The organism is Pontixanthobacter luteolus (assembly GCF_947494915.1).
Taxonomy (GTDB): Bacteria; Pseudomonadota; Alphaproteobacteria; order Sphingomonadales; family Sphingomonadaceae; genus Pontixanthobacter; species Pontixanthobacter luteolus.
Genome location: NZ_CANLWR010000001.1, coordinates 536,171 through 560,849, shown reverse-complemented (window position 1 = coordinate 560,849; position 24,679 = coordinate 536,171). Strand labels below are relative to the sequence as shown.

At 58.8% G+C, this 24,679-nt stretch carries 21 protein-coding genes and 1 pseudogene; 11 read left to right on the top strand and 11 right to left on the bottom strand.

Features of this window, described 5'->3' with window-relative positions:
* Positions 1-61 precede the first annotated feature (61 nt).
* From PO778_RS02695 to PO778_RS02685, 3 genes are read left to right on the top strand one after another with little or no spacing between them, the layout of a single operon-like run.
* Entirely contained in the window at positions 62-826 is a 765-nt protein-coding gene (locus PO778_RS02695) for an SDR family oxidoreductase (protein ID WP_271438515.1), read from the top strand.
* Positions 823-1,518: a cytochrome b/b6 domain-containing protein gene (locus tag PO778_RS02690; protein ID WP_271438514.1), complete on the top strand. Its 696-nt coding sequence runs from the start codon at positions 823-825 to the stop codon at positions 1,516-1,518. The genes PO778_RS02695 and PO778_RS02690 overlap by 4 nt, the downstream gene beginning before the upstream one ends.
* The gene (locus PO778_RS02685; protein ID WP_271438513.1) at positions 1,515-2,267 is read left to right on the top strand and encodes a molybdopterin-binding protein; all 753 of its coding nucleotides are present in this window, start codon (positions 1,515-1,517) and stop codon (positions 2,265-2,267) included. The genes PO778_RS02690 and PO778_RS02685 overlap by 4 nt, the downstream gene beginning before the upstream one ends.
* 4 nt (positions 2,268-2,271) lie before the next feature.
* Here PO778_RS02685 and PO778_RS02680 read toward each other — a convergent pair whose 3' ends face one another.
* On the bottom strand, positions 2,272-2,709 hold the full coding sequence (locus PO778_RS02680; RefSeq protein ID WP_271438512.1) for a DUF1801 domain-containing protein: 438 nt from the start codon (positions 2,707-2,709) through the stop codon (positions 2,272-2,274).
* 169 nt (positions 2,710-2,878) lie between these two features.
* On the opposite strand from PO778_RS02680, the gene PO778_RS02675 reads away from it, so the two are divergent.
* Positions 2,879-4,156 carry an SAM-dependent methyltransferase gene (locus PO778_RS02675; RefSeq protein WP_271438511.1) on the top strand — a complete coding sequence of 426 codons (1,278 nt, stop codon included), beginning with the start codon at positions 2,879-2,881 and terminating at the stop codon, positions 4,154-4,156.
* A 105-nt stretch (positions 4,157-4,261) separates the two neighbouring features.
* Positions 4,262-5,221 (top strand): acyltransferase family protein, encoded by a 960-nt coding sequence (locus PO778_RS02670; RefSeq protein ID WP_271438510.1) that lies wholly within the window; start codon positions 4,262-4,264, stop codon positions 5,219-5,221.
* Positions 5,222-5,223: 2 nt separating this feature from the next.
* Here the strand turns inward: PO778_RS02670 and PO778_RS02665 are convergent, their stop codons facing one another.
* Positions 5,224-6,528 carry an acyltransferase family protein gene (locus tag PO778_RS02665; RefSeq protein WP_271438509.1) on the bottom strand — a complete coding sequence of 435 codons (1,305 nt, stop codon included), beginning with the start codon at positions 6,526-6,528 and terminating at the stop codon, positions 5,224-5,226.
* A gap of 374 nt (positions 6,529-6,902) precedes the next feature.
* On the opposite strand from PO778_RS02665, the gene PO778_RS02660 reads away from it, so the two are divergent.
* Together PO778_RS02660 and PO778_RS02655 are read left to right on the top strand one after the other, a co-directional pair.
* The gene (locus tag PO778_RS02660; RefSeq protein WP_271438508.1) at positions 6,903-8,117 is read left to right on the top strand and encodes an argininosuccinate synthase; all 1,215 of its coding nucleotides are present in this window, start codon (positions 6,903-6,905) and stop codon (positions 8,115-8,117) included.
* A gap of 719 nt (positions 8,118-8,836) precedes the next feature.
* Positions 8,837-9,388 carry a septal ring lytic transglycosylase RlpA family protein gene (locus PO778_RS02655; RefSeq protein ID WP_271438507.1) on the top strand — a complete coding sequence of 184 codons (552 nt, stop codon included), beginning with the start codon at positions 8,837-8,839 and terminating at the stop codon, positions 9,386-9,388.
* Positions 9,389-9,399: 11 nt separating this feature from the next.
* On the opposite strand, the gene PO778_RS02650 is transcribed toward PO778_RS02655, so the two are convergent.
* The 3 genes from PO778_RS02650 to PO778_RS02640 all read right to left on the bottom strand — a co-directional run bounded on the left by PO778_RS02650 (position 9,400) and on the right by PO778_RS02640 (position 12,460).
* Positions 9,400-11,034, bottom strand: a complete 1,635-nt coding sequence (locus PO778_RS02650; protein WP_271438506.1) for a hypothetical protein — start codon at positions 11,032-11,034, stop codon at positions 9,400-9,402.
* A 50-nt stretch (positions 11,035-11,084) separates the two neighbouring features.
* Positions 11,085-11,450, bottom strand: a complete 366-nt coding sequence (locus PO778_RS02645; RefSeq protein ID WP_271438505.1) for a hypothetical protein — start codon at positions 11,448-11,450, stop codon at positions 11,085-11,087.
* A 158-nt stretch (positions 11,451-11,608) separates the two neighbouring features.
* Positions 11,609-12,460 carry a hypothetical protein gene (locus PO778_RS02640; RefSeq protein ID WP_271438504.1) on the bottom strand — a complete coding sequence of 284 codons (852 nt, stop codon included), beginning with the start codon at positions 12,458-12,460 and terminating at the stop codon, positions 11,609-11,611.
* Positions 12,461-12,767: 307 nt separating this feature from the next.
* Between PO778_RS02640 and PO778_RS02635 the strand changes: the two genes are divergently transcribed.
* Positions 12,768-12,974, top strand: coding sequence for a hypothetical protein (locus PO778_RS02635; RefSeq protein ID WP_271438503.1), 207 nt, complete (start codon positions 12,768-12,770; stop codon positions 12,972-12,974).
* A 268-nt stretch (positions 12,975-13,242) separates the two neighbouring features.
* The gene (locus PO778_RS02630) at positions 13,243-14,718 is read left to right on the top strand and encodes a hypothetical protein (protein ID WP_271438502.1); all 1,476 of its coding nucleotides are present in this window, start codon (positions 13,243-13,245) and stop codon (positions 14,716-14,718) included.
* 103 nt (positions 14,719-14,821) lie between these two features.
* Here the strand turns inward: PO778_RS02630 and PO778_RS02625 are convergent.
* The 4 genes and pseudogenes from PO778_RS02625 to uvrA all read right to left on the bottom strand — a co-directional run.
* A pseudogene (locus PO778_RS02625) lies at positions 14,822-15,010 on the bottom strand (excinuclease ABC subunit A); the annotation flags it as partial.
* 16 nt (positions 15,011-15,026) lie between these two features.
* Positions 15,027-15,320: a hypothetical protein gene (locus tag PO778_RS02620; protein ID WP_271438500.1), complete on the bottom strand. Its 294-nt coding sequence runs from the start codon at positions 15,318-15,320 to the stop codon at positions 15,027-15,029.
* Between the two features lie 263 nt (positions 15,321-15,583).
* Positions 15,584-16,072 carry a hypothetical protein gene (locus PO778_RS02615; RefSeq protein ID WP_271438499.1) on the bottom strand — a complete coding sequence of 163 codons (489 nt, stop codon included), beginning with the start codon at positions 16,070-16,072 and terminating at the stop codon, positions 15,584-15,586.
* Complete coding sequence (gene uvrA / locus PO778_RS02610; RefSeq protein WP_271438498.1) at positions 16,069-19,002, bottom strand: excinuclease ABC subunit UvrA; 2,934 nt, start codon at positions 19,000-19,002, stop codon at positions 16,069-16,071. Before uvrA ends, PO778_RS02615 begins: the two co-directional genes overlap by 4 nt.
* Positions 19,003-19,324: 322 nt before the next feature.
* Here uvrA and PO778_RS02605 point away from each other — a divergent pair, with 322 nt between their 5' ends.
* Both PO778_RS02605 and PO778_RS02600 read left to right on the top strand, forming a co-directional pair.
* Complete coding sequence (locus PO778_RS02605) at positions 19,325-19,468, top strand: hypothetical protein (protein WP_271438497.1); 144 nt, start codon at positions 19,325-19,327, stop codon at positions 19,466-19,468.
* The gene (locus PO778_RS02600) at positions 19,465-20,253 is read left to right on the top strand and encodes a lysozyme (RefSeq protein WP_271438496.1); all 789 of its coding nucleotides are present in this window, start codon (positions 19,465-19,467) and stop codon (positions 20,251-20,253) included. Before PO778_RS02605 ends, PO778_RS02600 begins: the two co-directional genes overlap by 4 nt.
* A 78-nt stretch (positions 20,254-20,331) precedes the next feature.
* Here PO778_RS02600 and PO778_RS02595 read toward each other — a convergent pair whose 3' ends face one another.
* Both PO778_RS02595 and PO778_RS02590 read right to left on the bottom strand, forming a co-directional pair.
* Positions 20,332-22,881: a transferrin-binding protein-like solute binding protein gene (locus PO778_RS02595; protein ID WP_271438495.1), complete on the bottom strand. Its 2,550-nt coding sequence runs from the start codon at positions 22,879-22,881 to the stop codon at positions 20,332-20,334.
* A gap of 162 nt (positions 22,882-23,043) precedes the next feature.
* Positions 23,044-24,453, bottom strand: coding sequence for a surface lipoprotein assembly modifier (locus tag PO778_RS02590; RefSeq protein ID WP_271438494.1), 1,410 nt, complete (start codon positions 24,451-24,453; stop codon positions 23,044-23,046).
* Between the last annotated feature and the right edge of the window lie 226 nt (positions 24,454-24,679).

Below are 24,679 nucleotides of genomic sequence, written 5' to 3'. Positions count from 1 at the left end.
GCTGCGGGGAGTTTTCGTTTGCCCCCTTCCCACGGCAATCAAACTATGGTGGAAGAATTCCATGAACCGGCCCGCCGTATTGATTACAGGAGCAGCCAAACGCATTGGCGCGGAAATCGCACGGGCATTCGGGAACGCCGGATGGCATGTGGTCATCCATTATGGAAGCTCGGCTGAAGAGGCCGAGGCCCTGAGCAGTGAGCTGCCGTCAGCCGAGGCGATCCACTGCGATCTGGCCGATAGCGACGCAGGGGTTGCGTTGATCAAACGTTTGTCGCAGCAGCTGGGTGACTGGCGTGTGCTGGTCAATTCGGCCGCGATATTTCGCAATGATGATGTAACCGCCCTCGATTCCCAAACGTATGACCGGGTTATGCGGATCAATGCCAAGGCACCGGCAAGGCTGGCACAGGCATTCCTGGAATATGCGCGGTCAGATGCCGGGCGAAGGGTGATCAATGTGACCGATCAAAAGCTAGAAAATCCCAATCCGGATTTCTTCAGCTATACGATGAGCAAGCACGCCCTTTCTGCCACCATCCCGATGCTGGCCCAAGGTGCGCCTGGCCCTGATGACCGTGTCTATGGCCTTGCCCCCGGGGCGATCCTGGCCAGCCACGATCAGACCGAAGAAGAAACAGAACGCTCGCATGTGATGAACCTGCTTGAACGGAAAACCGGCGCATCGGAAATTGCCGATGCCATGCTGTTTCTGGCGGAAGGCCATCTCGCTTCGGGCCAGACGCTGTTTATCGACAGCGGGCAGCATCTGTTGAACCAGCCGCGCGATGTGATCTACCTAGCCCGCGAAGAGCGCGCCGAATGATGCAGCCGGGACGCAAGCGCCACGGCCTGGTAACCCGCATCTGGCACTGGCTGAACGTGGTGTGCGTGATCGTGCTGTTCATGTCAGGCCTGAACATTTCGAACGCGCACCGGTATCTTTACTGGGGCAATTACGGGTTCGAGCCCACCGATGCCTGGGCCTCTGTCATCCGCTTTCCCGGCTGGGCCACAATCCCGGGCTATTACGACCTTGCGGCGGCGCGCGACTGGCACATCCTGATGGCATGGCCGTTTGCATTCGGGCTGCTGGTGATGTGGGCCGCCATGCTGGTGAGCGGGCATTTCTGGCGCGATATCAGGACCACGCGGCGCGAATGGAAACCAGCGGCCATTCGCCGCGACATCGTGCAGCACCTCAAACTGAATTTCGATCACTCAAGCGGGAAGTATAATTTCCTGCAAAAGCTTGCCTACGGCCTCGTGCTGGGGGTGTTCTTACCCGGTATGATCCTGACCGGATTGGCGATCAGCCCGGGTTTCGAACCGAGCGCCCCATGGCTGGTCGATGCGTTCGGCGGGCGGCAGAGTGCGCGCTCAATCCATTTCATATTTTCGTGGGCGATTTTCGCATTCTTCCTCGTCCATGTTTTGCTGGTCATCCTGTCCGGCCCGATCGGGCAGCTTCGTGACATGATCACCGGCGGAACAGCCGGACCGGAGGATACGCCATGAACGGTTCTATCGGTAGGCGCGGCGTGCTCTCGGGAATGGGCCTGTTGTTTTTGGGCGCCTGTTCGAAAGTGGCCGACACCAAAATCGGCGGTTCGATGCTCGATTCAGCCGAGAAATGGCACCGCAAGATCCATCGCTCACTATCAGACAGGATGGCCCTCGCCCGCGAATATACGAAAGCCGATATTTCGCCGAATTTTCGCGGCAACGGATCACGCACCGTCGACACGCCTGAATATGCGGCTGCAATTGATACCGGCTTCGCGGATTGGCGGCTTGAGGTTCGCGGACTGGTGGACCACCCGATGTCGCTCAGCCTCGATAACATACGCCGTCTGCCGCAAAGGACGCAGATCACCCGCCATGACTGCGTCGAGGGATGGAGCGCGATCGGTGAATGGACCGGCCCACAGCTATCGACGATACTGGAGGCTGCCGGGGTTCAGGACAGTGCGAAATTCGTTGTTTTTCGCTGTGCGGACACGCTAGCGGGCAGCCGGTATTACGAGAGCGTCGACATGGTCGATGCCTATCACCCGCAAACCATCGTCGCACACGCGCTGAATGGAGAGCCGCTGCCGGTCAAAAACGGCGCGCCGCTAAGGATGCGGATCGAACGCCAGCTGGGTTACAAGCACGCCAAATATCTTACCGCGATCGAACTGGTCGATAGTCTCGATGATATTGGCGACGGCGAAGGCGGCTATTGGGAAGATCGCTCCGGATATCAGTGGTACGCGGGTATCTGACCGGTCATTCTGGATAGAGGCGGTTCATGACTGCCCAATCCTCTGCAATAATGTCTTCCAGAACGCTCTGGTCCACATCAGCCAGCTTGTTGATGTAAAGGCAGCTCTTGCCGCGCGAATGTTTTCCCAGCCGCGCAAGCTGTTCGTCGCGGCGTTTTCCGGCCTGCTCATCGCAGTAACCGCCCATCAGATACAGCGAATGCTTTGCCTTGCGCGGACTGAACCCGGCCCGCATCCATGTGACATCGCGCCCGCTGGCATACTTGGTGCTGTAACTGCCATAGCCAATGATCGACGGGCCCCACATTCGCGGAGCTTCGCCCGTAACTCGGCGAAATATCTCGTCCAGCCGCCTCGCATCTTCCTGTTTCGCGTCAGGCTGCACTGCGGCGATGTACTCTTCAGGCGCTACATCGGTCGGTGCGGTTTTGGCGTCGCTCATTCCCTGCTCCTCTTCCCGTTCGGCAGAGTAGCGCGCCTAGTATTTGCAGCAACCCCTACCTCCCGGACACGATGGCTACGTAAATGACCGGAGCGCAGCACATCGATTGCGGCGTTAACCAACGCATTCAAATCACAGCAAATGCGCCGCCGCCAAAGGATCCGCATCGATGTCGAAGAAGTTGATGACCGCCTTTCTGAACAAGAGCGTGACCATGGGGCGGCTGGACGTGACCTTTGCCGACCAAGATACTGCCAGTTTCGGCCAGCTCAACCCTGACTACCCCGACATCGCGATCCATCTGACCGATCATAAGGTGCCGCGTGACATTATCGTTGATCCCCGTCTCGGCGCTGCCGAAGCATTCATGGCCGGACGCATGAATGTGGACCGCGGTGACATAATGGGCCTTGTCCAATTGCTGCGCGCGAATGCACCATGGGATCGCGGCGGGGCTTTGGGCAAGCCAAGCACTTTGCGGCGCCTGCGCAACAGGCTCGGTTTCGCAATGGAATCGCTGAACGGGTCAGGTGCGGCGAAGCGCAATGCCGCGCATCACTACGATATCGGCAACGACCTTTACCGCCTCATGCTCGACCGGCAACATATGCAATACAGCTGCGCCTATTGGCCATCGGACGACATGACCCTGGACGAGGCCCAGACCGCCAAGCTGGCTCACATTGCCTCCAAACTTGCCCTGTCGCCCGGTCAGGAAGTGCTCGACATCGGTTGCGGCTGGGGCGGAATGGCAATCTATCTGGCCAGTCACGCGAATGTCTATGTGCGCGGGATCACGCTGAGCGAGGAGCAGCTGGAGCTTGCAAAACTGCGGGCAGCACAGGCAGGGGTCAAAGACCTGGTCACTTTCGAGCTGGCGGATTACCGGACATTGCCGAAACGGGGCAAGAAATACGACCGGATCGTTTCAGTCGGAATGTTCGAACATGTCGGGCGGCCGCAATTCGACACGTTTTTCCGCTGCTGCGCGAACCTGCTCAAGGCCGATGGCGTGATGCTGCTGCATACTATCGGACGCATGGGCGGCCCCGGGGTTACCGATGCTTTCACGCGCAAATACATATTTCCTGGCGGTTATATCCCGGCCTTGTCCGAGACCCTGGCGGCAAGCGAGAAATACCGCCTGATCGCGAGCGACATCGAGACGCTGCGCCTTCATTATGCCAAGACTTTGCGCGAATGGTATGCGCGGTGCCTGCAGAACCGCGACCGCATTACCCAGATGTATGACGAGCGCTTTCTTCGCATGTGGTTGTTTTACCTATCCGGTGCCACCGCTGCGTTCGAGGGGGGCGGGATGTGCAATTACCAGATCCAGTTTTGCCGTAGCCGCCATGCATTGCCGCTGACCCGCGATTACATGGCTCAGGCCGAAAGCGCGTTGCTGACCCAGCCTGCCCGCGCCCTTCCCAATGCGGAAAATTAACTAAGACCGGCTACTCCTGAAATCACTCGAGCCGCAGCCAGGCCCCAAATGTGCCGGCTGAAAAAAGCGCTCGTATAACAGGTCGCATGAGGAAAGTCGGTTCACTTGCCGCAAAGGTTTGTCACCCTTGATTTATTTCGCGGTCTCGCCGCGATAGCCGTGCTGCTTTTCCATGCAGAGCGAGTGGTTCCGCGCGGATATCTGGCGGTTGATCTGTTCTTCATGTTGAGCGGATTCGTGCTTTATCGGGCCTATTCGGACCGCCTCGGGGACTGGAATCAGATCGGTGATTTTATTATTCGCCGGATAATTCGCCTGTATCCGCTGATGCTGGCGGGCGCGGCGATCGGGCTGCTCGTCAAAGGCGGGTCGTGGTGGGTCTTGCTGCTGGTTCCGACCGGGACCAATCTGCTCTATTTCGAAAACGTGGTGCTTTGGTCGCTTCTGCTAGAGGTGTTCGCCAGCATCGCATTCGCCCTGCTCTTCCGGTTTGGCAAACCCATCGGCATTGCATTTGTGCTGATCGGGGGCATCGCGCTTGCATCCAGCGTGCAGTTCCATGGCGACGCCAATCTCGGATTTCGGTGGGAAACGTTCTGGCCCGGTGTGGCGCGGGTGATGTTCGGTTTCACCCTTGGGGTTGGAATTGGCGCGTTCTTCAAGCCTGAGAGGATCAGAACCAGTGGCTGGGGTTATGCGCTTGCCCTGCTGCCTGTCCCCTTGCTGATGATGCCGGCAGGCCCTGTCATGCCCGACCTTATCGCCATATTTTTCGTATTTCCGGCAATCACGATACTGGGTGCGAGCATTCAGGTGCCAGAGCCCAAATCCGCCATCTGGCTCGGTTCGATGTCATACGCATTCTACGTCATTCACTTCCCGTTGCTCCGCCTGGCGCAGCGATATCAGGTTGCAACCATCTGGGTTCTGGCCGGATGCGTCATCGCGGCATGGCTGCTCGAACGCTTCTATGACCGAAATGCCCGGCGTTTTCTCACGATGGGGCTAGATGCCCTGCAACGGCGATACCGGACGCGGTCTGCGCTAGCGAATTCAGCTGCCTGAGATCACGCTCTGGTTCGTTTGACCATCCGGTAGACGGGTCCGAAACCGACGAAAGCCGCGCCCAGAAATGGCAGGGCCACCACCCACAGCCTGACCCCGGTCACACCATCCGGGCTGGCGATGCTGATCGCTGCGATCATCGCCAGACCAAGGCAGATCAACAACAGCCCCAGGACCAGCCGCCAGTGCGGCACCGGATAATCCCGCTTGGCCGGCCCGCTACCCCGTTCGAACCTGACGAAAATCATGATCAGCGGCAGCGTCACCGCAATATAGAGGGCAAACCAGATTGGCCGTGCCAGCCACCAATCTGCGGTGCCGGGTTCAACGCCGAGCCCAACCCCGCCCATTAGCCAGGCAGCAATCATCACCAGCACAAATGCGGTCAGATGCCACAGATAGATGCTCATGATCATCCCGTTCATCAGGACCACCCCGGTCCAGATGCCAATTCTATCAAGCATCCGCCGTGCGGGCTTTTCGAAAGAAAGCGCGAGGCCCGTCTGCATGATACCAAGCGCCATCAAAGCGATTGTGGGCGGCATCGAATTGGTAATTTCCGCCCCGGGAACCCCGATCATCGCGACCGGATACGGGCCAATGCCAACGAGCAGCAAGAGCAGCGCCAACCCGCCAAGGAACCACAAAAGCGCCGTGGCCCTGCTGTCGAACCTTCCCTCGCGCCAAGCATAACCAAGTTGGTGGATTCCCACCCAAACGAACAGGAAGTTCAGGAAATTGACATAGGGCACGCCGTAGAACAGCGTGAGAATATCGATCAGTGCAGCGCACGCCGCCAACCACGCAAAGCTCCACAATCTCGCCTTGCGCCAGAACGCATATGTGAGCGGTGCCAAGGCGGTCACCAGCAGATAAACCGCCAGAAACCACACAGGGATCAGCGCCAGTTCGGTCGCCATTCGGACAATCGCGCGCTCGATTCCCAATTGCGTGCCGAAAAACGCGATAATGCCCCAGACCAGCAAGACCGGAAACACGGGATTGATCAGGCGCTGCACGCGGCTGGCGAACCAATCCGAATAGTGACCGTTTTTCGCGCGGGTCGCGGCCCAGCTGACTCCATTGGAATATCCGCCAACGAGGAAGAAGATCGGCATGACCTGAAAACCCCAGGTCAACCACTGGCTCCACGGCAAGATGCCCAGCAAATGGCCGCCCTGCACCGCTCCGCTTTCATCAAGATACGGTGCCGCAACCAGCCAATGTCCGATCACGACTGCCAGAATAGAGAACGCCCGCAGGAAATCGACATATCGGTTGCGTTCAGGCGGTGCCTGCTCGGCCATCGCCCGCGCCCTGGCCCAAAGTCCCGCCATATGCTTAAACCCCCTCTGGCGCGCCAACAATTCCGCAGCGCACCGCGGGATATAGCAAGCAAATCCGGTTTTCCTACTCCTGATCAAGGCGATACGTGCAGCGTATGTCCTGCGCTAACACCTTCAGCAATGCCGTCTCCGCCAAGCCATTCAGATTGCAGATCACGAGTGCGCGCAGCGGTGGGAAACTTGCTTCTGGACTGTGTTCCATGTGTTCCAAGCTGTTGGATTTGTGGCGATCGAAAGCGCATGGCCCCATAGCTTCACCCGCCCTTAGCGCTTCTTCATTGCAGCGCGGTGGCGGGGCTGATACCCGCCAGCCCAAATTGCATGAAGGTTGAACAATGTCCGACGTAAAAAAAGTGGTTCTGGCCTATAGTGGCGGCCTCGACACCAGCGTAATTGCCAAATGGCTGGAAGTTGAGCGTGGCTGCGAAGTGGTTACCTTTACAGCCGATCTCGGACAGGGTGAGGAAATCGAACCGGCCCGCGAAAAAGCCCGTGCGATGGGCATCCCCGACAAGCATATCTTTATCGAAGACCTGCGCGAAGAATTCGTGCGCGACTTCGTTTTCCCGATGATGCGCGCCAATGCCCGCTACGAAGGGGATTATCTGCTTGGCACCAGCATCGCGCGCCCTCTGATTTCGAAGCGTCTGATCGAAATCGCACGTGAAACCGGCGCTGATGCGATCGCCCACGGTGCGACCGGAAAAGGCAACGATCAGGTGCGTTTCGAACTGAGCGCATATGCGCTTGATCCCGACATTACTGTAATCGCTCCGTGGCGCGAATGGGATCTGGCCAGCCGGACCGCGCTCATCGCATGGGCAGAAAAGCACCAGATCAAGGTTCCGCAGGACAAGCGCGGCGAAAGCCCCTTCTCCACCGATGCGAACCTGCTTCACACTTCGTCGGAAGGCAAAGTGCTGGAAGATCCGTGGGAGGAAACACCCGACTACGTCTATTCGCGGACGGACAATCCGGAAAACGCGCCGGACACTCCGGAATACATTACGATCGATTTCGAAGCCGGCGATGGCGTGGCACTGAATGGCGAGGCGATGAGCCCGGCTACATTGCTGACCGCACTGAACGATCTCGGCCGCAAACACGGTGTTGGCCGGCTCGACCTGGTCGAAAACCGGTTTGTCGGCATGAAGTCACGCGGGATGTACGAAACGCCGGGCGGCGAAATCTACGCACGTGCCCACCGGGGTATCGAACAGATCACTCTGGATCGCGGCGCAGCTCACCTCAAAGACGAGCTGATGCCGAAATATGCGGAGCTGATCTATAACGGTTTCTGGTTCAGTCCCGAGCGCGAGATGCTGCAGGCGGCAATCGACCTCAGCCAGGAAAAAGTCAGCGGCACCGTTCGCATCAAACTCTACAAGGGCAACGCAGACGTTGTCGGCCGGAAATCTCCGAACTCGCTGTATTCGGAACGGCACGTCACGTTTGAAGACGATGCCGGCGCCTATAACCAGCAGGACGCCGAAGGCTTCATCAGGCTGAACGCGCTGCGTTTGCGGTTGCTCGCCAAGCGAGACAGGTAAACTTGCGACGAGCTGTTGAGTTTTCCACCCATGTCCACAGGGAATATTGGACAAAGTGGATAACTCGGCCAGTGATCTCTTGCGCGACTCGTTTTCGAGGAGCAGCTTTAAGTCATCGGAAGGGCAAGAAAGCTTCCTCGGTTGACGGTCTAACGACCTGAAAACGAAGAAAATTTCAAACCATTCTGAGGTAGCGGCGACTGTCCGCGCGGCTCTTGAGGGATACCTGCAGAAGGTTTCGACCGGAAGCAAGTACACCGTTTGAAAGAGACGCGATAGCAAGCCGCTGCGGGCCGGAAACTCCGGTTCAAAATCGAAGAGCATGCCAGAGCTTCGGCAAAGGTATTCTCGTTTGAGATGGCGAACCATTATGGGGTTGAAGGCTGCGGAACCGGAAGAAAACGCAGACGATCTTCGGATGGAATGCGAAATCGGAAGGAACCGGATGCCGGTGCGAGCGCCGGTGACAGAACCGAACCGAAGGCAGGCCGGAAGGCTGAAAGTAGGTCCGGGAAAACATCGGAAGCCAAGTGCTTTCCAGAAGATAGGTCGCAAGACCGGTCATCAGGAAAGCCCACGCTTCGGTAAGAGTGGGGTCGGTAGCAATACCGGCCCCATTTGCTTTTCGGGCTGCCAAGAGTCGCCGGATGGAGCCCAAAACGCGACAAATTGCCTGTTTTGAGGCAGATTTGGTATTCCCCGCAGTGTAAAAGCCCCACATGCAGAGGGTTCTGACAAAGAAGAGCGCCGCCGGCCGCTTCATCGCCGCATCGCTCGTCACCGCCTTAGCGGTTTGTGGTTCGCTCGGCGGCCCGGCAATGGCCGACCCGGGTTTCTCCCCGGTCTCCGACGAGATTTTCGAAGATCGCTTCGCCCGCTTCGAAGACCTCCCGCCAGCACCCGACCCATCAGGCAACGTGGTTGACCTCACTCAAATCGACCCGCCGCTAGAGATAGAGGAAGCGAAGGACGCACGTTCCCTTGGTTCGGGCGTTGCATCCTATTACGGACGTCGCTTTCATGGCCGCAAGACAGCCAATGGCGAACGCTTCAACATGAACGCTCTCACAGCCGCGCACCGAACGTTGCCTTTTGGGACCGAGGTGCGCGTGACAAACCCTCGAAATGGCAAGTCAGTCACCGTCCGGATAAACGACCGAGGGCCCTTCGCACGTAGCAGAACGATTGATCTCAGCCGTGCTGCAGCGACGGAGATCGGCCTCATCAAACGGGGACACGGTACCGTGGAACTGGAAGTTCTGAATCCTTAAGCCTCGCCAGGCTATCGCAAATCCATTGCGAAAGTGAGCATCACTCCCTTGCGGCTGAACCCGTCGCTCCCGGCGTCGATCACCTCGTCAAGATAGCGAACTTCATAGTCCGAATTGTTCAGGTTGACCTGCATCTCCAGCGCGAGATGCATATCATCACGCTGCAATTTGCGCTGCAGGACAGGTGACATGTCGATGCGCAATTCGGCCTGAACGCTGCTATCTCTCAGCGTAAAATCATTTCCGCCATCGCCGAATTGCAGCTGATCCTGCCCCAAACGCAATTCCACTTTCGGCCCGCCCTTACTTCGGTAAGAAGCGCTGGCGCTGTAGAATGCGCTCTGGTCCCCGGAACCCACTGAAGATCGCTGATCCACCACGAAGGCATCGCCGGAGATGGCCCAATCACCCAGATTGAAGCTGTGAGAGACCAGAAACTGTGTGCTGCTGCTATCGCCGCGCAATTGGTCGGCGGTATTTTCCGAAGTGAAGTTGACCAGGCTATCGCCGATTGGCGTGGTCCACAGGCCCATTACGTCCAGGCTTTTGCGAACCGATGTCGCCGGCGAGGCAGAGCCGAAACGCATGCCGTGCCGGGTTTCGAAACCAACCGAAAAATGCTTCGGCAGGAACGACTTAAACCCGGTATCCTCCATCGCCAGCAGCGGTGCCACGCTATAGAGGTCGAATTCCAGATTGATCCGCTGCGAGCGCGAACGCGACTGCGAAATCGTGACAAATTCATTCGGGATCGAAGCGCGGTCGCTTTGCGAAAAGCCTATTCCGACACCGGCATAACTCAGGCTTAGCTTCCTGCTTTGCGAGCGGGTGAACTGGAACCGGCTGGAATTGAACGACGCCTTCACCTTGACATCGCCAGCGCGGAATGTGGTGCGTATCCGGTCGCTCGAGCCCGGCGCGGCGAACAGTCGGTCAAAGCGTGATACGTGGTCGAGGCGGTAGTCATCGCTGGCCCGACGCATTTCGGCGGAAACCGTCCAGCCCAGTTTGCGCCCGTCGATCAGCTTTGCATCGATCTTGTGCGCCTGAGCAAATCCGGTCGTCTGGTTTTCACGCGCCGGGCTCTGCACGGTGGCAGCGATCGGTGTTTCCCAATTGCGGCTCCACCCGATTTCGCTTTCGATCTTGAGGTTTTCGTCAAACAGCGAGCTTTTCATGCCCAGCGAGGCCAGCGTGCCTTCGCGCACAAAGCCTGGGCGGTATGACTGCATCTGCCGGTCGAGCGTGAGGCTTTCGTCGGTTCCGCGGGCGAACGCGGCACTCACGCGGATATCGCCGCCGGGCAAGTCAAAGCGGCTCGCGACATCCAGCCCCGCCGAGGTGTCGGCATACGGGCAGAGCGTCTGCCCCAATCCGCCGCCAGCGCCAATTTGCAAGCCTGCGCCGGTCCCGCACGCCGCGCCGATTTCGGCGGAGGGCGTTACTTCGAACTGTTCGGGCTCTGCCTGCGTCCCTTGCGGAAGCTCAACCGCCTCCTGCGCCAGAGCCGCAGCGGGACAGCACATCGCGGCCAGCGCCACACCGCCCAGCATGGCCGCATTCACCCTGCGCCGCGCATTGGCAGCGGGGCTGGCAGCCTCATTGGCGGACACTGCCGCCTTGTTCAGTGTTTCGAGCCTGTGCACGGGGTGAGTGCGGCCAGCCAGGCATTACCGCCCGGCCAGCCGACCTGCACTTATTCCGGGCGCACGCGGCAAACGGCGGTTGCCTTGCCGCTGGGCGTGATCACCATGCGCGTGTCGCGGGTGAAGCCGCCTTCGAAGTTGCAGCCAAAGCCTTCCAGCTTGACCGCTTTCGTCAGTTCCGGACCGTCGACAACATCCATGTTGCACACCAGCATGGCGTTGCCGCTGCTGGTGATGACGCGTGTCGCGCCGTCATCGGTCTGGATCGCGACCGGCTGACCGTCGACCTCCACAATCCCGCCGCAGCTCGACTGGTTGATTACCAGCGCGGCATTATCGGATTTCGCCGCCGCCGGCGCGGTGCCAATTGCTGCAGTCATTGATACCGCGAATGCGGCCAAAATAGTCTTTTTCATAGTGTCCTCCTATCATGCGAGTGCAGACAGGTGACGTTGCGCTGTTGTGTTGTCCCCCCGGCAAGTCACCTCATCTTCGACTCGCGACCGGGGACCATGGTAAGCTGATATTCACCTTGTTATTGGCGAAATGCGACACACGCGCATTGGACCGCCCGCTAGCCGGACGCGGCCGCCCCGCCCCGCAGCCGCGCCGCAAGATCATCCTCGCTGCACAGGGTCCACCATTCCCCCACCCCGGCCTCGAACGCTTCGAGCTGGAGATATTCGACATCGCCCGGCTGCGTTTCCGGGGACAAGGCCATGGCATGAGGGGCCGCCGCGCCGCGCGGGCGGGCATTTTCCATCCGCTGCAACCGGTTGCCCAGCCACTGGCAGTCACGCGGCCCCAGATTGGCACGCGGATTGGCGCACGCCCCGCCGCAATCGGGGCATTGTGCCTGCACCCCCGCCCCCAACGCCGGCGCGCTGGTTTGCCGAGGGGAAACCCTACAGCTTGGAACACATGGAACACTGTCCTGATGATGATTTTCCGAGAGGGTGTGCGGCCCGGTTTCCGGCAATTCCTCCCCCTGGCGCAAGGCGGCGATCTGTTCGTCAAGCTGGGGCAAGGCCGCCGCCACTTCGGCGCGTTCAGCCAGCCGGTCGAGCCGCGCAAGGTGCGCCAGCAGCAACCGGTCTGAATAGCGCCGCCGCCGCGCGATCTCCTCCCCGTGATAGAACACCGGCTCCTCCACCCCGTTCAACGCGCGGTCGGCCAGCACCTGCTCGGCATGATCACGCGCCGCCAGCAAAGCCGCATCCCACGCCCGCGCAAAAGCTGCAGAAGCCCGCCGCGCCCGGTAGGCCGTCTGCGCAGAGACCGACGCCGCACGGCACGCCAGCCGGACATTGCCCGACAGCTGGAGACTGCCCAGAAAGTCCGCCTTGCGCCGGGCGGTAAGAATAGTGCCCCCCGCCCCGTGCGGGCCAGCGGTGGGGGCGGGAGTGATGGTAGTGAGAGCGTTCATGCGACACCTCCCACGCTTCCTGCTGGCGCTGCCCGGCGCGGAGCGCCGCAAGGGCGACCGCCCGCCGGCCGGTTAGGCCGCAAGCCAAGCGAACGGACGTGAGCGCCGGCGCTTGAGGCTAAACAAATAAATGCGTTCATGGTTCACCTGTGTGACTTGTGATCAGGGGAACCGGGCTATTTATACAGCGATGGGAGTGTAGGACAGCGCGCACTTACTGGCGGAATTCGGGTGCCGAAAATCGCGATGGTGCGTTTGGCTATGTGCGACAGGGAATTGCCCCCTCGCCCCGCAGGATCGCACGCCCATGTTCACCCAACTCAATCCGCCGCTGCCCGTGACCGTCATCGACCGTGGAAAGGGGCTGGCGCTGGCGGTGATCGACTACGGGCCGGAACACAATCTCATCTGGGTCACCGCGCTGGACGAAAGCGGCGAAATCTGGTGCGCCCCCAACCCCAAGGTACGGATGCAGGAGAACTGGTCGATGGGCAGAGGGAAGGCGGGTGCGTAGTTAAGTATACTGCCCCCGGCCCCCCCGGCCGGTCAGGCCGAAAGCCAAGAGAACGGACGTGAGCGCCGGCGCTTGACGCTAAACAAATAAATGCGCTCATGGTTCACCTCTGAATTTGGAGTGAACCAGGTTACTTATCCGGGGAGCGAGATGTAGGACAGTATAAGTACAGAACGCGCGGGAGTTTTCGGGGATTGAGCAATTTTGTGTCTTGCGATGCAATGTCGCCCTTGTCAGATTTGAGGGCTTGTAATGCGAGGCTAATTTTGTGGCAAAGTCAGACAAAATGTTCATTTGTTTTAAGAGGGGAAAGAATGGTCGTCTCATCGGCGCAAAGACCGGCACCGACTTAGAAACTGCTAAAGCATTTTCCGAAAGAGCTGATGACGAATTTCTCTTCGTAAGCACTGACCATGAAAAAGACGAGAGTGAGGACGATAAGACGAACACCGAAGAAGAGAATGTCTCCGAATTAACTGTCGAGACAGTCTGCTACTCAACATTATCTTCGGTTGATGGTTCAATCTCACCGTACCATCAACTCATAGAATTAACGACCATTTTTCGCTACGGGCTACAATCAGCAGGGCTTGAAGGCCAGATTTATGGTTTAGTGAAAGAGCATGGTAATGAAGTTGAATCGGGCGAAGATTATGAAACTTACGAGATTACCCAAGAGCACCTCACTTATATCCAAAAGCATCTTTTCGATATGAAAGAAGTAGACGAAGGAATGAAGATACTACCTTCGTCGATACTTCTTTCTTTGGTCGCGACGTTCGACAGCATTATTGGCGACTTTGCTAGGCAGCTTTTAACTTTGAATCCGGCAAAGCTGGAATCCAGCGAGAAAACTATTTCCTATCGCGAATTGTTCAACCTCAGCGACCTGGAAACAACGCGCTCGCGACTGATTGACGACGAAATCAGCAATCTTCTGAGAGGATCACATAAGAAACAAGCAGAGTATTTAGAAAATCTCATAGAGACAAAAATTGTGAGTCATTATGAGCGATGGCCAAACTTCATAGAGATTTTCGAACGGAGAAACGCCTATGCGCACAACAACGGATTTGCTTCGGAAGAATATTTAAAGAAGATCAGGCAAGCCAAGTATCCCGCCAAAGACCTTGAGTTAGGAATTCACCTCAAGCTGTCTACCTCATATTTACATAAATCGGTAGACATACTCACGGAATTTCTCACGATCCTTTCATTTGTGGCGTGGCGCAAATTAGGGGAAGATCCGAGTGAAGCCTTTTCTGCGCTGTCATTCGCAGCATATACCCATATAACCAAGAGACGGTTCTTGTTAGCGATAAAACTTCTCGATTTCGCGCTTCACCGTCAGCCAAGAGATGGCGTCTCTGATGCAGCACTTCGCCAGATGTATGTAAATCTGGCCAATGCTTACAAAAAGAAGGGTGAAGGAGAAAAATGTCACTCGGTGCTCAAAGAGCTTGATTGGAGTGCCACATCTCTTGATTTTAAAATCTGTTTGGCGTCTCTAAATGAAGACGTCGAGGAGGTGTGCAAACTACTTCCCAATGCAGTCTCTTCCGGCGACATCCAAAAGAATGATATCAGGGAATGGCCAGTTTTCGATTGGGTTCGCGAGGATGAAAAGGTCCGAGAAGCATTTCATGAAATCTTCGGCGAAGCTTTGATAGAGCCATCCGACAGCGCCCCTCAGAATTTGCCAGAAAGCTTCAAATCTGAAGCAACCAATAAAAGCGTGCACTAAGAGAACACTTGCGGGGTTCGCGAGATGGCAATCTCTATGGCCTCTCCGTGCGCGCTTAAGACCACCAGTTCAACTGGACATTACGTTACTCCGCCGCCTCTCGCTACCGCTCCGCACTCTTCGCCAACATAGGCTTCAAATACTGCCCGGTGTAACTTCCCTTCACCTTGGCAACTTCCTCCGGCGTGCCTTGCGCGACAATCTCGCCGCCGCGCACGCCGCCGCCGGGGCCGAGGTCCAGCAGGTGGTCGGCGGTCTTGATGGCGTCGAGATTGTGCTCGCTCACCATAACCGGCACCAAACGGCCCTCACATCGCGTTCCGCGCGCACCGCTGTGTGATCTTCTGCATCTCCGCTTGCTTTTCGCCAAAGGCGTCGGTCAGCTTGAGGCCGCGATTGTCGAATTCGCGTTTCATGCAGCCGCAGATTTGCGGGGCCTTGGCCTCCAGCTCAGCGGGGAATTGTGCGCGGGCGACGCATCGCGAGACGAAATCCTCGTCCAGCCGCTTGTCCACCTCCGCCCCGATCTCGTCGCTCGCGGTAAAACTGAAGGCAACCAGGAAGCCGATCACTGCGGCCCCGACTAATACCAGCCATTTCATCGTGTGTGCCCTCCCAAGCAGCTCCGATATTACGCCGGGAAGGATGCGCTGGCAAAGTTAAGATCGGGTTTCCCGGCGGCTTGCCCCGCCTTCAGGGGTTCTTCCAGTCGAACAGGTGCATTTGCTGTTCGGCAATCAAGGCGCTACTGCAATCGGCATTCCAAAAATCCGAGAAGAGTGTCCGGGCTTCGACAGTTGGGTTTATGATCTGGAAACTTGGCCGAAGTAAGCAAGCGCGCCAACACTCGGCAAACCGTTACAAGTTAAGCGAAGTCTTCCCGACAGGGTTCCACTATGCCTCTGTCTCGCATAAGAGCCGCTATATCAAACGGTTGCATAGACAAGAGGCGCGCCCAATGATTATCGTTAAGTTGATGGCGGTCTAATAGATCAAACCACTTTGACTGCTTATCGAAGCGCTTGTGCAAAGCGTTGCGATGGCACGGAATGCACAGTCCGATCCAGCCGCTCAGGTCATAGTAGTTCTCGGCATGCTCGTCTCGCGCTTCTCCACCGCAAATGTCGCATGTCCTTGGACGATCAGTCGCGCCGACCTTCGCCAGCCATACGGAAAGGTCCGCTATCCGGTAGCGTTCGCGCTTAGTGAAGCCGTTGTATTCTTGTGGCTGCCCCATCGCGCTCTCGGTCGGAACCGCTCTTGGGCGCGTCTTCAAAATGCGCACTCCTTCGGGAATAGGGCGAATTTCGCGCTTTGGCATCGCGGCAAGCAACGCGTCGGGGTCAAAACTCACTCCACCGCCTCCCGCTCCGCACTCTTGGCCAGCATCGGCTTGAGATACTGCCCGGTGTAACTTCCCTTCACCTTCGCAACTTCCTCCGGCGTGCCTTGCGCGACAATCTCGCCGCCGCGAACGCCGCCGCCGGGGCCGAGGTCCAGCAGGTGGTCGGCGGTCTTGATCACGTCCAGATTGTGTTCGATCACCACGACTGAATTGCCTTGGTCAACCAGCCGGTGGAGCACTTCCAGCAGTTTGCGGACGTCTTCGAAATGCAGGCCGGTGGTCGGCTCGTCGAGGATATAGAGCGTCTGGCCGGTGCTGCGTTTGGACAGTTCCTTAGCCAGTTTCACCCGCTGCGCCTCGCCCCCTGACAGGGTGGTCGCCTGCTGGCCGACCTTGACGTAGCCGAGGCCAACCTCGTTCAGCATGTGCATCTTGTCACGGATCGGGGGCACGGCCTTGAAGAATTCCTCCGCATCCTCGATCGTCATGTCCAGCACGTCGGCGATGGACAGGCCCTTGAACTTCACCTCCAGCGTTTCGCGGTTGTAGCGTTTGCCGCCGCATTCCTCGCACGTGACATACACGTCGGGCAGGAAGTGCATTTCGATCTTGATCAGCCCGTCGCCCTGGCACGCCTCGCACCGGCCGCCCTTCACGTTGAAGCTGAACCGGCCGGGTTTGTAACCGCGTGCCTGCGCCTCCGGCAGGCCGGCGAACCAGTCGCGGATATTGGTGAAGGCGCCGGTATAGGTCGCCGGGTTGCTGCGCGGGGTGCGGCCGATGGGCGACTGGTCGATTTCGATCACCTTGTCGCAATATTCGAGGCCGGTGACCTTGTCGTGCGCGCCCGCGATCACCCGCGCGCCGTTCAGCGTGCGTGCGGCGCTGGCATAGAGCGTGTCGATGGTGAAGCTGGATTTGCCGCTGCCCGATACGCCGGTGATGCAGGTGAACGTGCCCAGCGGGATGGCGGCGGTTACGTTGTTGAGGTTGTTGGCCCGCGCGCCGTGCACGGTCAACTGGTGGCCGTTGCCCTTGCGGCGCTGCTTCGGCACCGAAATCTCGCGCCGTCCGGTCAGGTAATCGGCGGTCAGCGACTTCCTGGATTTGAGCACCTGTTTGAGTGTGCCCTGCGCCACCACCTCGCCCCCGCGCACACCGGCGCCGGGGCCCAGATCGACCACGTGATCGGCCTGGCGGATTGCGTCTTCGTCATGCTCCACCACGATCACCGTATTGCCCAGATCGCGCAGGCGTTTGAGCGTTTCCAGCAGCCGGTCATTGTCGCGCTGGTGCAGGCCAATGCTGGGTTCGTCGAGCACATACAGCACGCCCGACAGCCCGCTGCCGATCTGGCTGGCGAGGCGGATGCGCTGGCTCTCCCCGCCGCTCAGCGTACCGCTGGTCCGGTCGAGGTTGAGGTAATCGAGCCCGACATTGTCGAGGAAACCCAGCCGTTCGTTGATCTCTTTCAGGATGGCCTTGGCGATCTGGCTCTGCGTGGGGTTCAGCTTGCTGTCGAGGGCGAGGAACCAGTCCTTCGCATCGGACACGCTCATCCGGGTCGGTTCGGCGATGTCGGTCGGGTTGTCTTTCGGACCGACCTTCACCGCCAGCGCTTTCGGGTTGAGCCGTGCGCCGCCGCAGGTCTCACATGGCTGGCTGGTCTGGAACTTGCCCAGTTCCTCGCGCATCCACGCGCTTTCGGTTTGCAGAAGGCGGCGATTGAGGTTGCCGATCACCCCTTCGAACGCCTTGTGAACGGTGTATTCCTTGCGCCCGTCCTTGAACGTCAGCGGCACGCGGTTGCCGCCGGTCCCGTGCAGGATGATCATCTTCTGATCCGGCTCCAGATCTTTCCACGGAGTGGTCAGATCGAATTCATAGGCCTTCGCCAGACTGCCGAGCACCTGCATGTAATAGGGCGATGGCGGATTGCTTTTCGCCCACGGCACCACCGCGCCCTTTTTCAGGCTGAGTTCTTCGTTGGGGACTACCAGCTGCGGGTCGAACAACTGCTTTTCCCCCAGCCCATCGCACGTCGGACACGCGCCCTGAGGGGAGTTGAACGAAAACAGCCGCGGTTCGATTTCCTCGATCGTAAAACCGCTGACCGGGCAGGAAAACCGCTCTGAAAACACGATCCGGTTGGCGGGCAGCCCGGCGCCTTTCATCTGGCCGCCGGAAGCGTCTTCGTCCTCGCGCCCCGGCACCGTACCATCGGCTAGGTCGACATAGGCCAGCCCGTCGGCCAGCTTCAGCGCGGTTTCGAAACTGTCGGCAAGGCGCGTTTCCAGCCCTTCCTTTACCGCCAGCCGGTCCACCACCACTTCGATGTCGTGCTTGAACTTCTTGTCGAGCGCGGGCGCCTCCTCAATCGGGTAAAGCTCCCCGTCGATCCGCACACGGGTGAAGCCCGCTTTCTGCCATTCGGCCAGTTCCTTGCGGTATTCACCCTTGCGGCCGCGCACGACCGGCGCAAGCAAATACAGCCGCGTGCCTTCGGGCAGTTCCATCACCCGGTCGACCATGTTGGACACGGTCTGCGCCTCGATCGGATCGCCCGTGGCTGGCGAGTACGGAACACCCACGCGCGCCCAAAGCAGACGCATGTAGTCGTAGATTTCCGTTACAGTCGCCACGGTCGAACGCGGATTGCGGCTAGTGGTCTTCTGCTCGATGGAAATGGCCGGCGACAAACCGTCAATGTGCTCCACATCGGGTTTTTGCATCATTTCCAGGAATTGCCGCGCATAAGCGCTCAGGCTCTCGACATAGCGCCGCTGCCCTTCGGCATAGATCGTGTCGAATGCGAGCGAGGATTTGCCGGAGCCCGACAGCCCCGTAATCACGATCAGCGCATCGCGCGGCAGGTCGATATCGACACCCTTGAGATTATGCTCACGAGCACCGCGGACTGAAATTTTTGTGAGAGCCATGACCTGCCAAGTGGGTATTGGGTGAGAGAGAGTCCAGTGGACTGGTGAATACCGCGCTCTTTAACCCGATGTTCTGCAAATGTTCAAGTGCTCGGCTGAGCGCTTGACGGGTTAACTTGCTTCCATTCAGGGCAAGGAATCGGTCCGGCAATGACGCAACCGATCAGTGCGCCAACGCCTGAAGCGTGGCTGACGAACGCTGAAGCGTGGACCGATAACCCCGCCCGCCCGTTGATTAGATGAATGTAAACGCGGCGTTTTTCCCGGTTCGCCCATCAGGTCGCAGAACTGGACGCAACGCCCAATAGAAAGGTACACCCAGATGCCATATGGCTATATCACCCCGTACAGAAGCCCATCCGAAAACCCGGAGGAACCGCAAGCCGATTCCGGTCAGGATCGGGACACAGAATTCAGCGCACCGCTTCTGGACGATGCAAACATCACCATCGAAGAGAATGCGTGATCGCCTATCCGTCAAAGACCAGATCACCAGCCCCGCAAATCCTGCCCAGATTACGGTTCGAGAACCGCCGGCAAGGTATCGCACCGCTTATTACCCGGCTGAAAGACCGCCGCAGGCGCCGCCGGCAAGCCAAGCTGGCCCGCACATTGAAAGGCGAACGGGTTCATATGCGCAAGCGCAAGATCGCGCTCGCGATGTCCGTCAGCGCAGCCGGGATACAGGCCGCAGCAAGTGGCGCGGTAGAACCCCGGTTTAGCAGCTCGGCGCAGCAGGCATGGATGATCGAGACACGCACGCAAACCGACTCCATGAGAGCCAGTGCGGAACTCAAGCGCGCCATGATGGAGGAGGAAGGCGTCCGGCACGACGTGTACCGCGATGTTGCGGGCAATTTGACTGTTGGCGTCGGCCACCTCGTGACCGCGTCGGATGGACTCAGCTTGGGCGATACCATCTCGGACGAACGGGTCATGGAACTGCTCGAAGCGGATCTTGAACATGCCGAAAAAACAGTTAGCGACCTTGTCGGCGATCTTCCGCTTTTCCAACACGAATTCGATGCGCTGGTCGATCTTGTGTTCAACGTGGGACAGGGAAGCGTCTCGCAAGAGCGTAGCCCAAAGTTGAACGAGGCTATTTCAGCCGGCGACCATCAATCCATAGCCGATGAACTGCACTATCATTCCGCAGGCGGCGCGACCGCAAAAGGCTTGATCTATCGCAGCGAAAGACGTGCAAATATCTTCCTGAACGGTTCGTATGAAGATCCGCGAATGACGGCCTGAGGCGGCCTAAACTGGAAACAAAAAAAGGGGAAGGCAGCGATGCCTTCCCCTCTTTTTTGCAATCCGGATACGCGAAGATCAGTCTTTCTTGCCGACCGACACGCCTCTGAAAGTTGACCGGCCGCTTGCGTCATCACGCAGCACGTCGAACACGGCACCATATTCCGCGGCATCTCTGCCGAAGAAATGCCCCCTCATGCTGCCGCGGAACGGATCGTTTTGCTGCGTCGAACCGAAGAAGCCATTGGTGGCGATGCTACCGTCGAAAATCGCAGTGCCGATGAATGTATTGGCCGCATCAGCCTGGCTCATGTCCAGCGTCATCACCAGAGAACCAGCGGAAAAATCGGCCGTTAGAGAGCTGGTTCCGCCTATTTCCCCGACATAGCCGGTTGCGGAGTTTTCGCCGTCACCGAACACGATGCCCGAATAGCTTGCTGATCCCGCCTTTGGCAGCGCCGCCGCAGCCGTTTCGACACCGAACACGAAGTAGTAGCTTTCGTTACGGTCACCCTGCGCGCTGCTTTCCCGCAGGTTGAGCTGCGCGAACGAGGAATAGGTCAGTTCAAGTACGGGATTGCTCGCACCCGGTGTAAAGATGAACCCTTCGACCGCAGTGTTGCCGGTCGTCCGGTAATAGGTCCGCGAAGCAGTGGATTCGGCCGCCACGATATTCGCATCGGACAGCGTGATAACCTCTTGCTCGTTCGGCGCGGCAAAGTTTTCTGTTCGGAAAACGAATTGCCCGTTGGCCGGATCGAAGGAAATACTGGCTTCGCCTTCGTAAATGCCGGCCCGCAGGCGGCGGCCCACCATGTCGAGCGGCTCGGTCGCACCGGCCAGCGTCTGATCGCTGGAGAGGATGCTGTCATCTTCTTCACCGATGAATGTTCCGGCGGCGCGGTCGGTCCCATCCCTCGCTTCCCAGGTCGCGCCGACTTCCTGTGCATTCGGGCCGTAGAACAAGCCGTCGAATGTGCCGGTGTAATTGCCCAGCCCGTCAAAGGCCAAGGTGCCGGAGAAATCGCGCGCGCTCGATCCGATTGCGCCTGTGCCGGAAAGCGAACCCGAGCCGGTAAATTGCGGTACACCGGACAAGAAAATCTGTTCTTCGAAGGTCAGCCCGCCGGACAGGTCGAGCGTCATCGAGCCGAAATCGACACGAAGGACACCATCACCGCTGATCCGGACCGGATTGGCGATGTCGTTATCGACCGCTGTTCCGCCAAAGCTGAGACGGTAGGCCGCGCTGCCGGTGGTCGGCACATCACCCGCCGGTGTCGCAAAGCCGTAGGTAAAGAAGGAATAGCGATAGTCAGGGTTTTGATCCGGGCTGAACAGGCGCCAGGCACCGGCCTGGACATAGGTCAGACCGCCAGAATCGAAACTCGCGGTGTCCTGCGGGCCGAGCGTTTCGAACCGCTGGTTCTGTACCGAATACACCGCCGTGGTGTCGTCAGCGCTGAACACGAATTCGTTACGGTCTGCGTCATAGCGCAGCAGCAACGCGCTCTGCGTCACGTTCTGGGCAGAGAAACTGCCAGCTGGCTGCTGCCCGCCAACCGATCCGTTCAGTGCAAAATCGAGCACGCGTTCCTGGATCGAGAACGACTGGCTGTTGGTCAGGATGTTGCCGTTCGGGTTGAACTGGGAATTGGGCGGCGTTTCATCACGCCGGCCCATGATGGTGCCGGTGGCAACGCGGCTATTGTCGCCGTTCTGGGCGGACCATGCAGCTCCGATTTCCTCTGCCCCGGGGCCGAACAGGCGCCCGGCGATTGCACCGTCGAACTGACCGAAATCCTGCAGGGTGAATACGCCGCTGAAACTGTTGGCGCTGGCAGAAAGACTTGCCTGTCCACTGAAAGAGCTGGCTCCGTTCTGGAACGGTGCGAGCGTCAGACTGCCGATAAACACCAAATTGCCGCTGGCGAAATCAACGCTGGCCGTACCGGTACCCGCAAGGCCCGAGACATTGTCGCCCGTGGTGATCGCGCCAATCAGGTCGATAGCATAGTCAGCAGATCCGGTGCGCGGCACGTCTGCATTGGGGGTTTCCACACCGTAGACAATCGAATCAATCGAACCCGCACCAGATGTCGTGCCAACTTCTGTGCGCTGCCAAAACGCGCTGCCGACATATTGGTAGGTAATCGGGCCGGATGTGCCCGGCCGCGTCAGGGTCAGCGAATCCGTCCGGTCTCCATTGGTTTTCACATAAACAATCGACCCGGTGTTGCTTTGCGCATTGTCGATATCGCTGGCGGAGAAGGTGATTGTGCCGGTCGGTGTCACCAACTGGTAGCTGCTGTCGTTGGCGTTGTAGGTGATCTGCGCGGTGATCGCTTGCTGCGACACAGTGCGGTTCGTGCCGTTGACAGTTAGGGATGCGCGCGTCGCGGTGTTGGTGAAGTTCTCGCTCTGCAATGTGCCGAGCAGGTCCGAATTGCCGCTGCTCGGTGGGGGAGTCGGGGTTGGTGTCGGGGTTGGCGTTGGCGTGCCGCCACCACCACCACCGCCTGTCGGGGGCGGCGTACTGACTGTTCCGCCGCCTCCGCCGCCACAAGCAGCCAGTGTAAGCGACATTGCGCAGACCGTAGCCTGCAGTGCGACCCTGTAATTCTTCATGGTTTTTGCTCCCCAGAACCCTGGGCGGCGCAAGGTCCGCCCGCAATCATAGACCGGAAAGGATGGCATGTGCGCCGAACGCTCTGCCCCGCATTCACGGTAATTCGGTCAGTCATAGTCTGGAAAGCAAAGGTCTCATTGTACCATAGCGTCATCATTCAATCAGAATGCAGCAGCCACCCCGAATTCCGCTGCTAGGCGCTGATAGTCGTAAATTTCCACGGTCGAGAAATTCCGTTCGAAGCTCACTTTGGCGAGCGGCGCGAACGCTCCAATTCTCAAATCCCTGAACGTGCCGGACAGGCTCGCGCTGAACCGGTCATCGACCCGCCGCCTGGGATACAGGAACAGCCGCTTGTCGGCCTCGAGACGGTCATAGCCTGCGCGCAGCACCGCCGTTGTCCGGCCCAATTCGCGGAACAGATAGGTATTCAGACTACCGCTTGCGGTTGAGTACCCCGGATCGTTGGCGACCGCGCGATAGCCCGATAGGCTAATCCCGCCGCCGAACTTGCTGGTAAATGCACGGTCGAGACCGATTTCAAGCTGGTATCGATCGTTCGAACGCAGATCGTTGAGACGGTCTTTCGTGCGGATCGCCGCGCCCTGCACGTTCAGCTGCGCCCGTTTGCCCAGCGGGTGACGGTAATTCGCGGTCGCACCATACGATACGGTATAGGGATCGCGCCCGAACCAGCGCCAGCTGGCCGTGGCGGCGATGTCCAGACGGTCTTTGCCGATGGAAATCTGCGGACCAGCCTGGATTGCCGCGATATAATCGTCGAACTCGCCATTCTCGTAGAACCGGCCATTCGCGCTGGCCCGAACAAGCACCTCTGCGTTTTTCGCCAATCCGGTCTTGAGATAGGCCTGCCCGCGGGCAGCGATACCGACGCCCGACTTTTCCTGCGCATCATCGGACAATTCGAAATCACCGATGATCGTGCCAAGCGTATCGGACCGGGTCGCGCGGTTTATATTACTGTCCGGCGCGATCGCGAAATCCACATTGAACCCGAATGACTTGCGGGCATTGAGCGCGCTGGCATAGAAACGAACCAGCCGCTCAACCTCTGGCGGGAGGCCCGCCGCCTGCGCCGCCCGCAGTTCCTTTTCTGCCGCGCCAAGATTGCCCATCATCGCCTGCATCCGTGCCAGCTCTACCCGCACACGCGCGGTATCGGGCTGTTCGTCGAGTATCTGGCGCAGCAGCACAGCCGCACCGCGATAGTCCTGCTGCTGATCGGCAAGCATCATTGCGTGCCGAAAACGCGCTTCGTTCCGCAGCGGCATATCCGGCAGTTCGGTAAGAGCGGTGTAAGCCTTCGCCGCGAGATCGAAATTCCCGGCAGCACGCGCTTGTTCTGCGAATTCGAACAGTTCCGCCGGGCTCAGCGTGTAAACGTCCTGCGCGGCTGGCGCGCTAACGCCTGCTGCCTCAGCAGCAGCGCCCCCGGAGTTTTCCTGGGCCGCAAGCGGCGGACAAATTGCACAAATCGCCGCAGCGGCAAGGCAAGGAAAAACGTTCCTGAACATATGGATGCGACCCCATGGAGAAAAACGGAGGCTCATTTGGCGGCCAAATCCGGCCTTGTCCAGCCGCGAAAAATGCTGGTTAAACAGAACTTGGCAGCTCGTTTGCCGGTCGCGCGTAATTCAGCAGGGCGCCCCCGCCCGTTCGACAAACGGCGTTCCTGCCTCGACCGACTTTCCGCCTTTAGTTTGCAATTTCGGTCAATCTCCGGTTCAAGCAATGTCAGTTATCAGGGGTTGCAATGGACCGCGCGGGGAATCCATC

What these genes read in the sequence shown, in the direction of transcription:
- PO778_RS02695 (WP_271438515.1), top strand. Translation starts at nt 62, where the DNA reads ATGAACCGGCCCGCCGTATTGATTACAGGAGCAGCCAAACGCATTGGC.
- PO778_RS02690 (WP_271438514.1), top strand. Translation starts at nt 823, where the DNA reads ATGATGCAGCCGGGACGCAAGCGCCACGGCCTGGTAACCCGCATCTGG.
- PO778_RS02685 (WP_271438513.1), top strand. Translation starts at nt 1,515, where the DNA reads ATGAACGGTTCTATCGGTAGGCGCGGCGTGCTCTCGGGAATGGGCCTG.
- PO778_RS02680 (WP_271438512.1), bottom strand. Translation starts at nt 2,709, where the DNA reads ATGAGCGACGCCAAAACCGCACCGACCGATGTAGCGCCTGAAGAGTAC.
- PO778_RS02675 (WP_271438511.1), top strand. Translation starts at nt 2,879, where the DNA reads ATGTCGAAGAAGTTGATGACCGCCTTTCTGAACAAGAGCGTGACCATG.
- PO778_RS02665 (WP_271438509.1), bottom strand. Translation starts at nt 6,528, where the DNA reads ATGGCCGAGCAGGCACCGCCTGAACGCAACCGATATGTCGATTTCCTG.
- PO778_RS02660 (WP_271438508.1), top strand. Translation starts at nt 6,903, where the DNA reads ATGTCCGACGTAAAAAAAGTGGTTCTGGCCTATAGTGGCGGCCTCGAC.
- PO778_RS02655 (WP_271438507.1), top strand. Translation starts at nt 8,837, where the DNA reads ATGCAGAGGGTTCTGACAAAGAAGAGCGCCGCCGGCCGCTTCATCGCC.
- PO778_RS02645 (WP_271438505.1), bottom strand. Translation starts at nt 11,450, where the DNA reads ATGAAAAAGACTATTTTGGCCGCATTCGCGGTATCAATGACTGCAGCA.
- PO778_RS02640 (WP_271438504.1), bottom strand. Translation starts at nt 12,460, where the DNA reads ATGAACGCTCTCACTACCATCACTCCCGCCCCCACCGCTGGCCCGCAC.
- PO778_RS02635 (WP_271438503.1), top strand. Translation starts at nt 12,768, where the DNA reads ATGTTCACCCAACTCAATCCGCCGCTGCCCGTGACCGTCATCGACCGT.
- PO778_RS02620 (WP_271438500.1), bottom strand. Translation starts at nt 15,320, where the DNA reads ATGAAATGGCTGGTATTAGTCGGGGCCGCAGTGATCGGCTTCCTGGTT.
- uvrA (WP_271438498.1), bottom strand. Translation starts at nt 19,002, where the DNA reads ATGGCTCTCACAAAAATTTCAGTCCGCGGTGCTCGTGAGCATAATCTC.
- PO778_RS02605 (WP_271438497.1), top strand. Translation starts at nt 19,325, where the DNA reads ATGCCATATGGCTATATCACCCCGTACAGAAGCCCATCCGAAAACCCG.
- PO778_RS02595 (WP_271438495.1), bottom strand. Translation starts at nt 22,881, where the DNA reads ATGAAGAATTACAGGGTCGCACTGCAGGCTACGGTCTGCGCAATGTCG.
- PO778_RS02590 (WP_271438494.1), bottom strand. Translation starts at nt 24,453, where the DNA reads ATGAGCCTCCGTTTTTCTCCATGGGGTCGCATCCATATGTTCAGGAAC.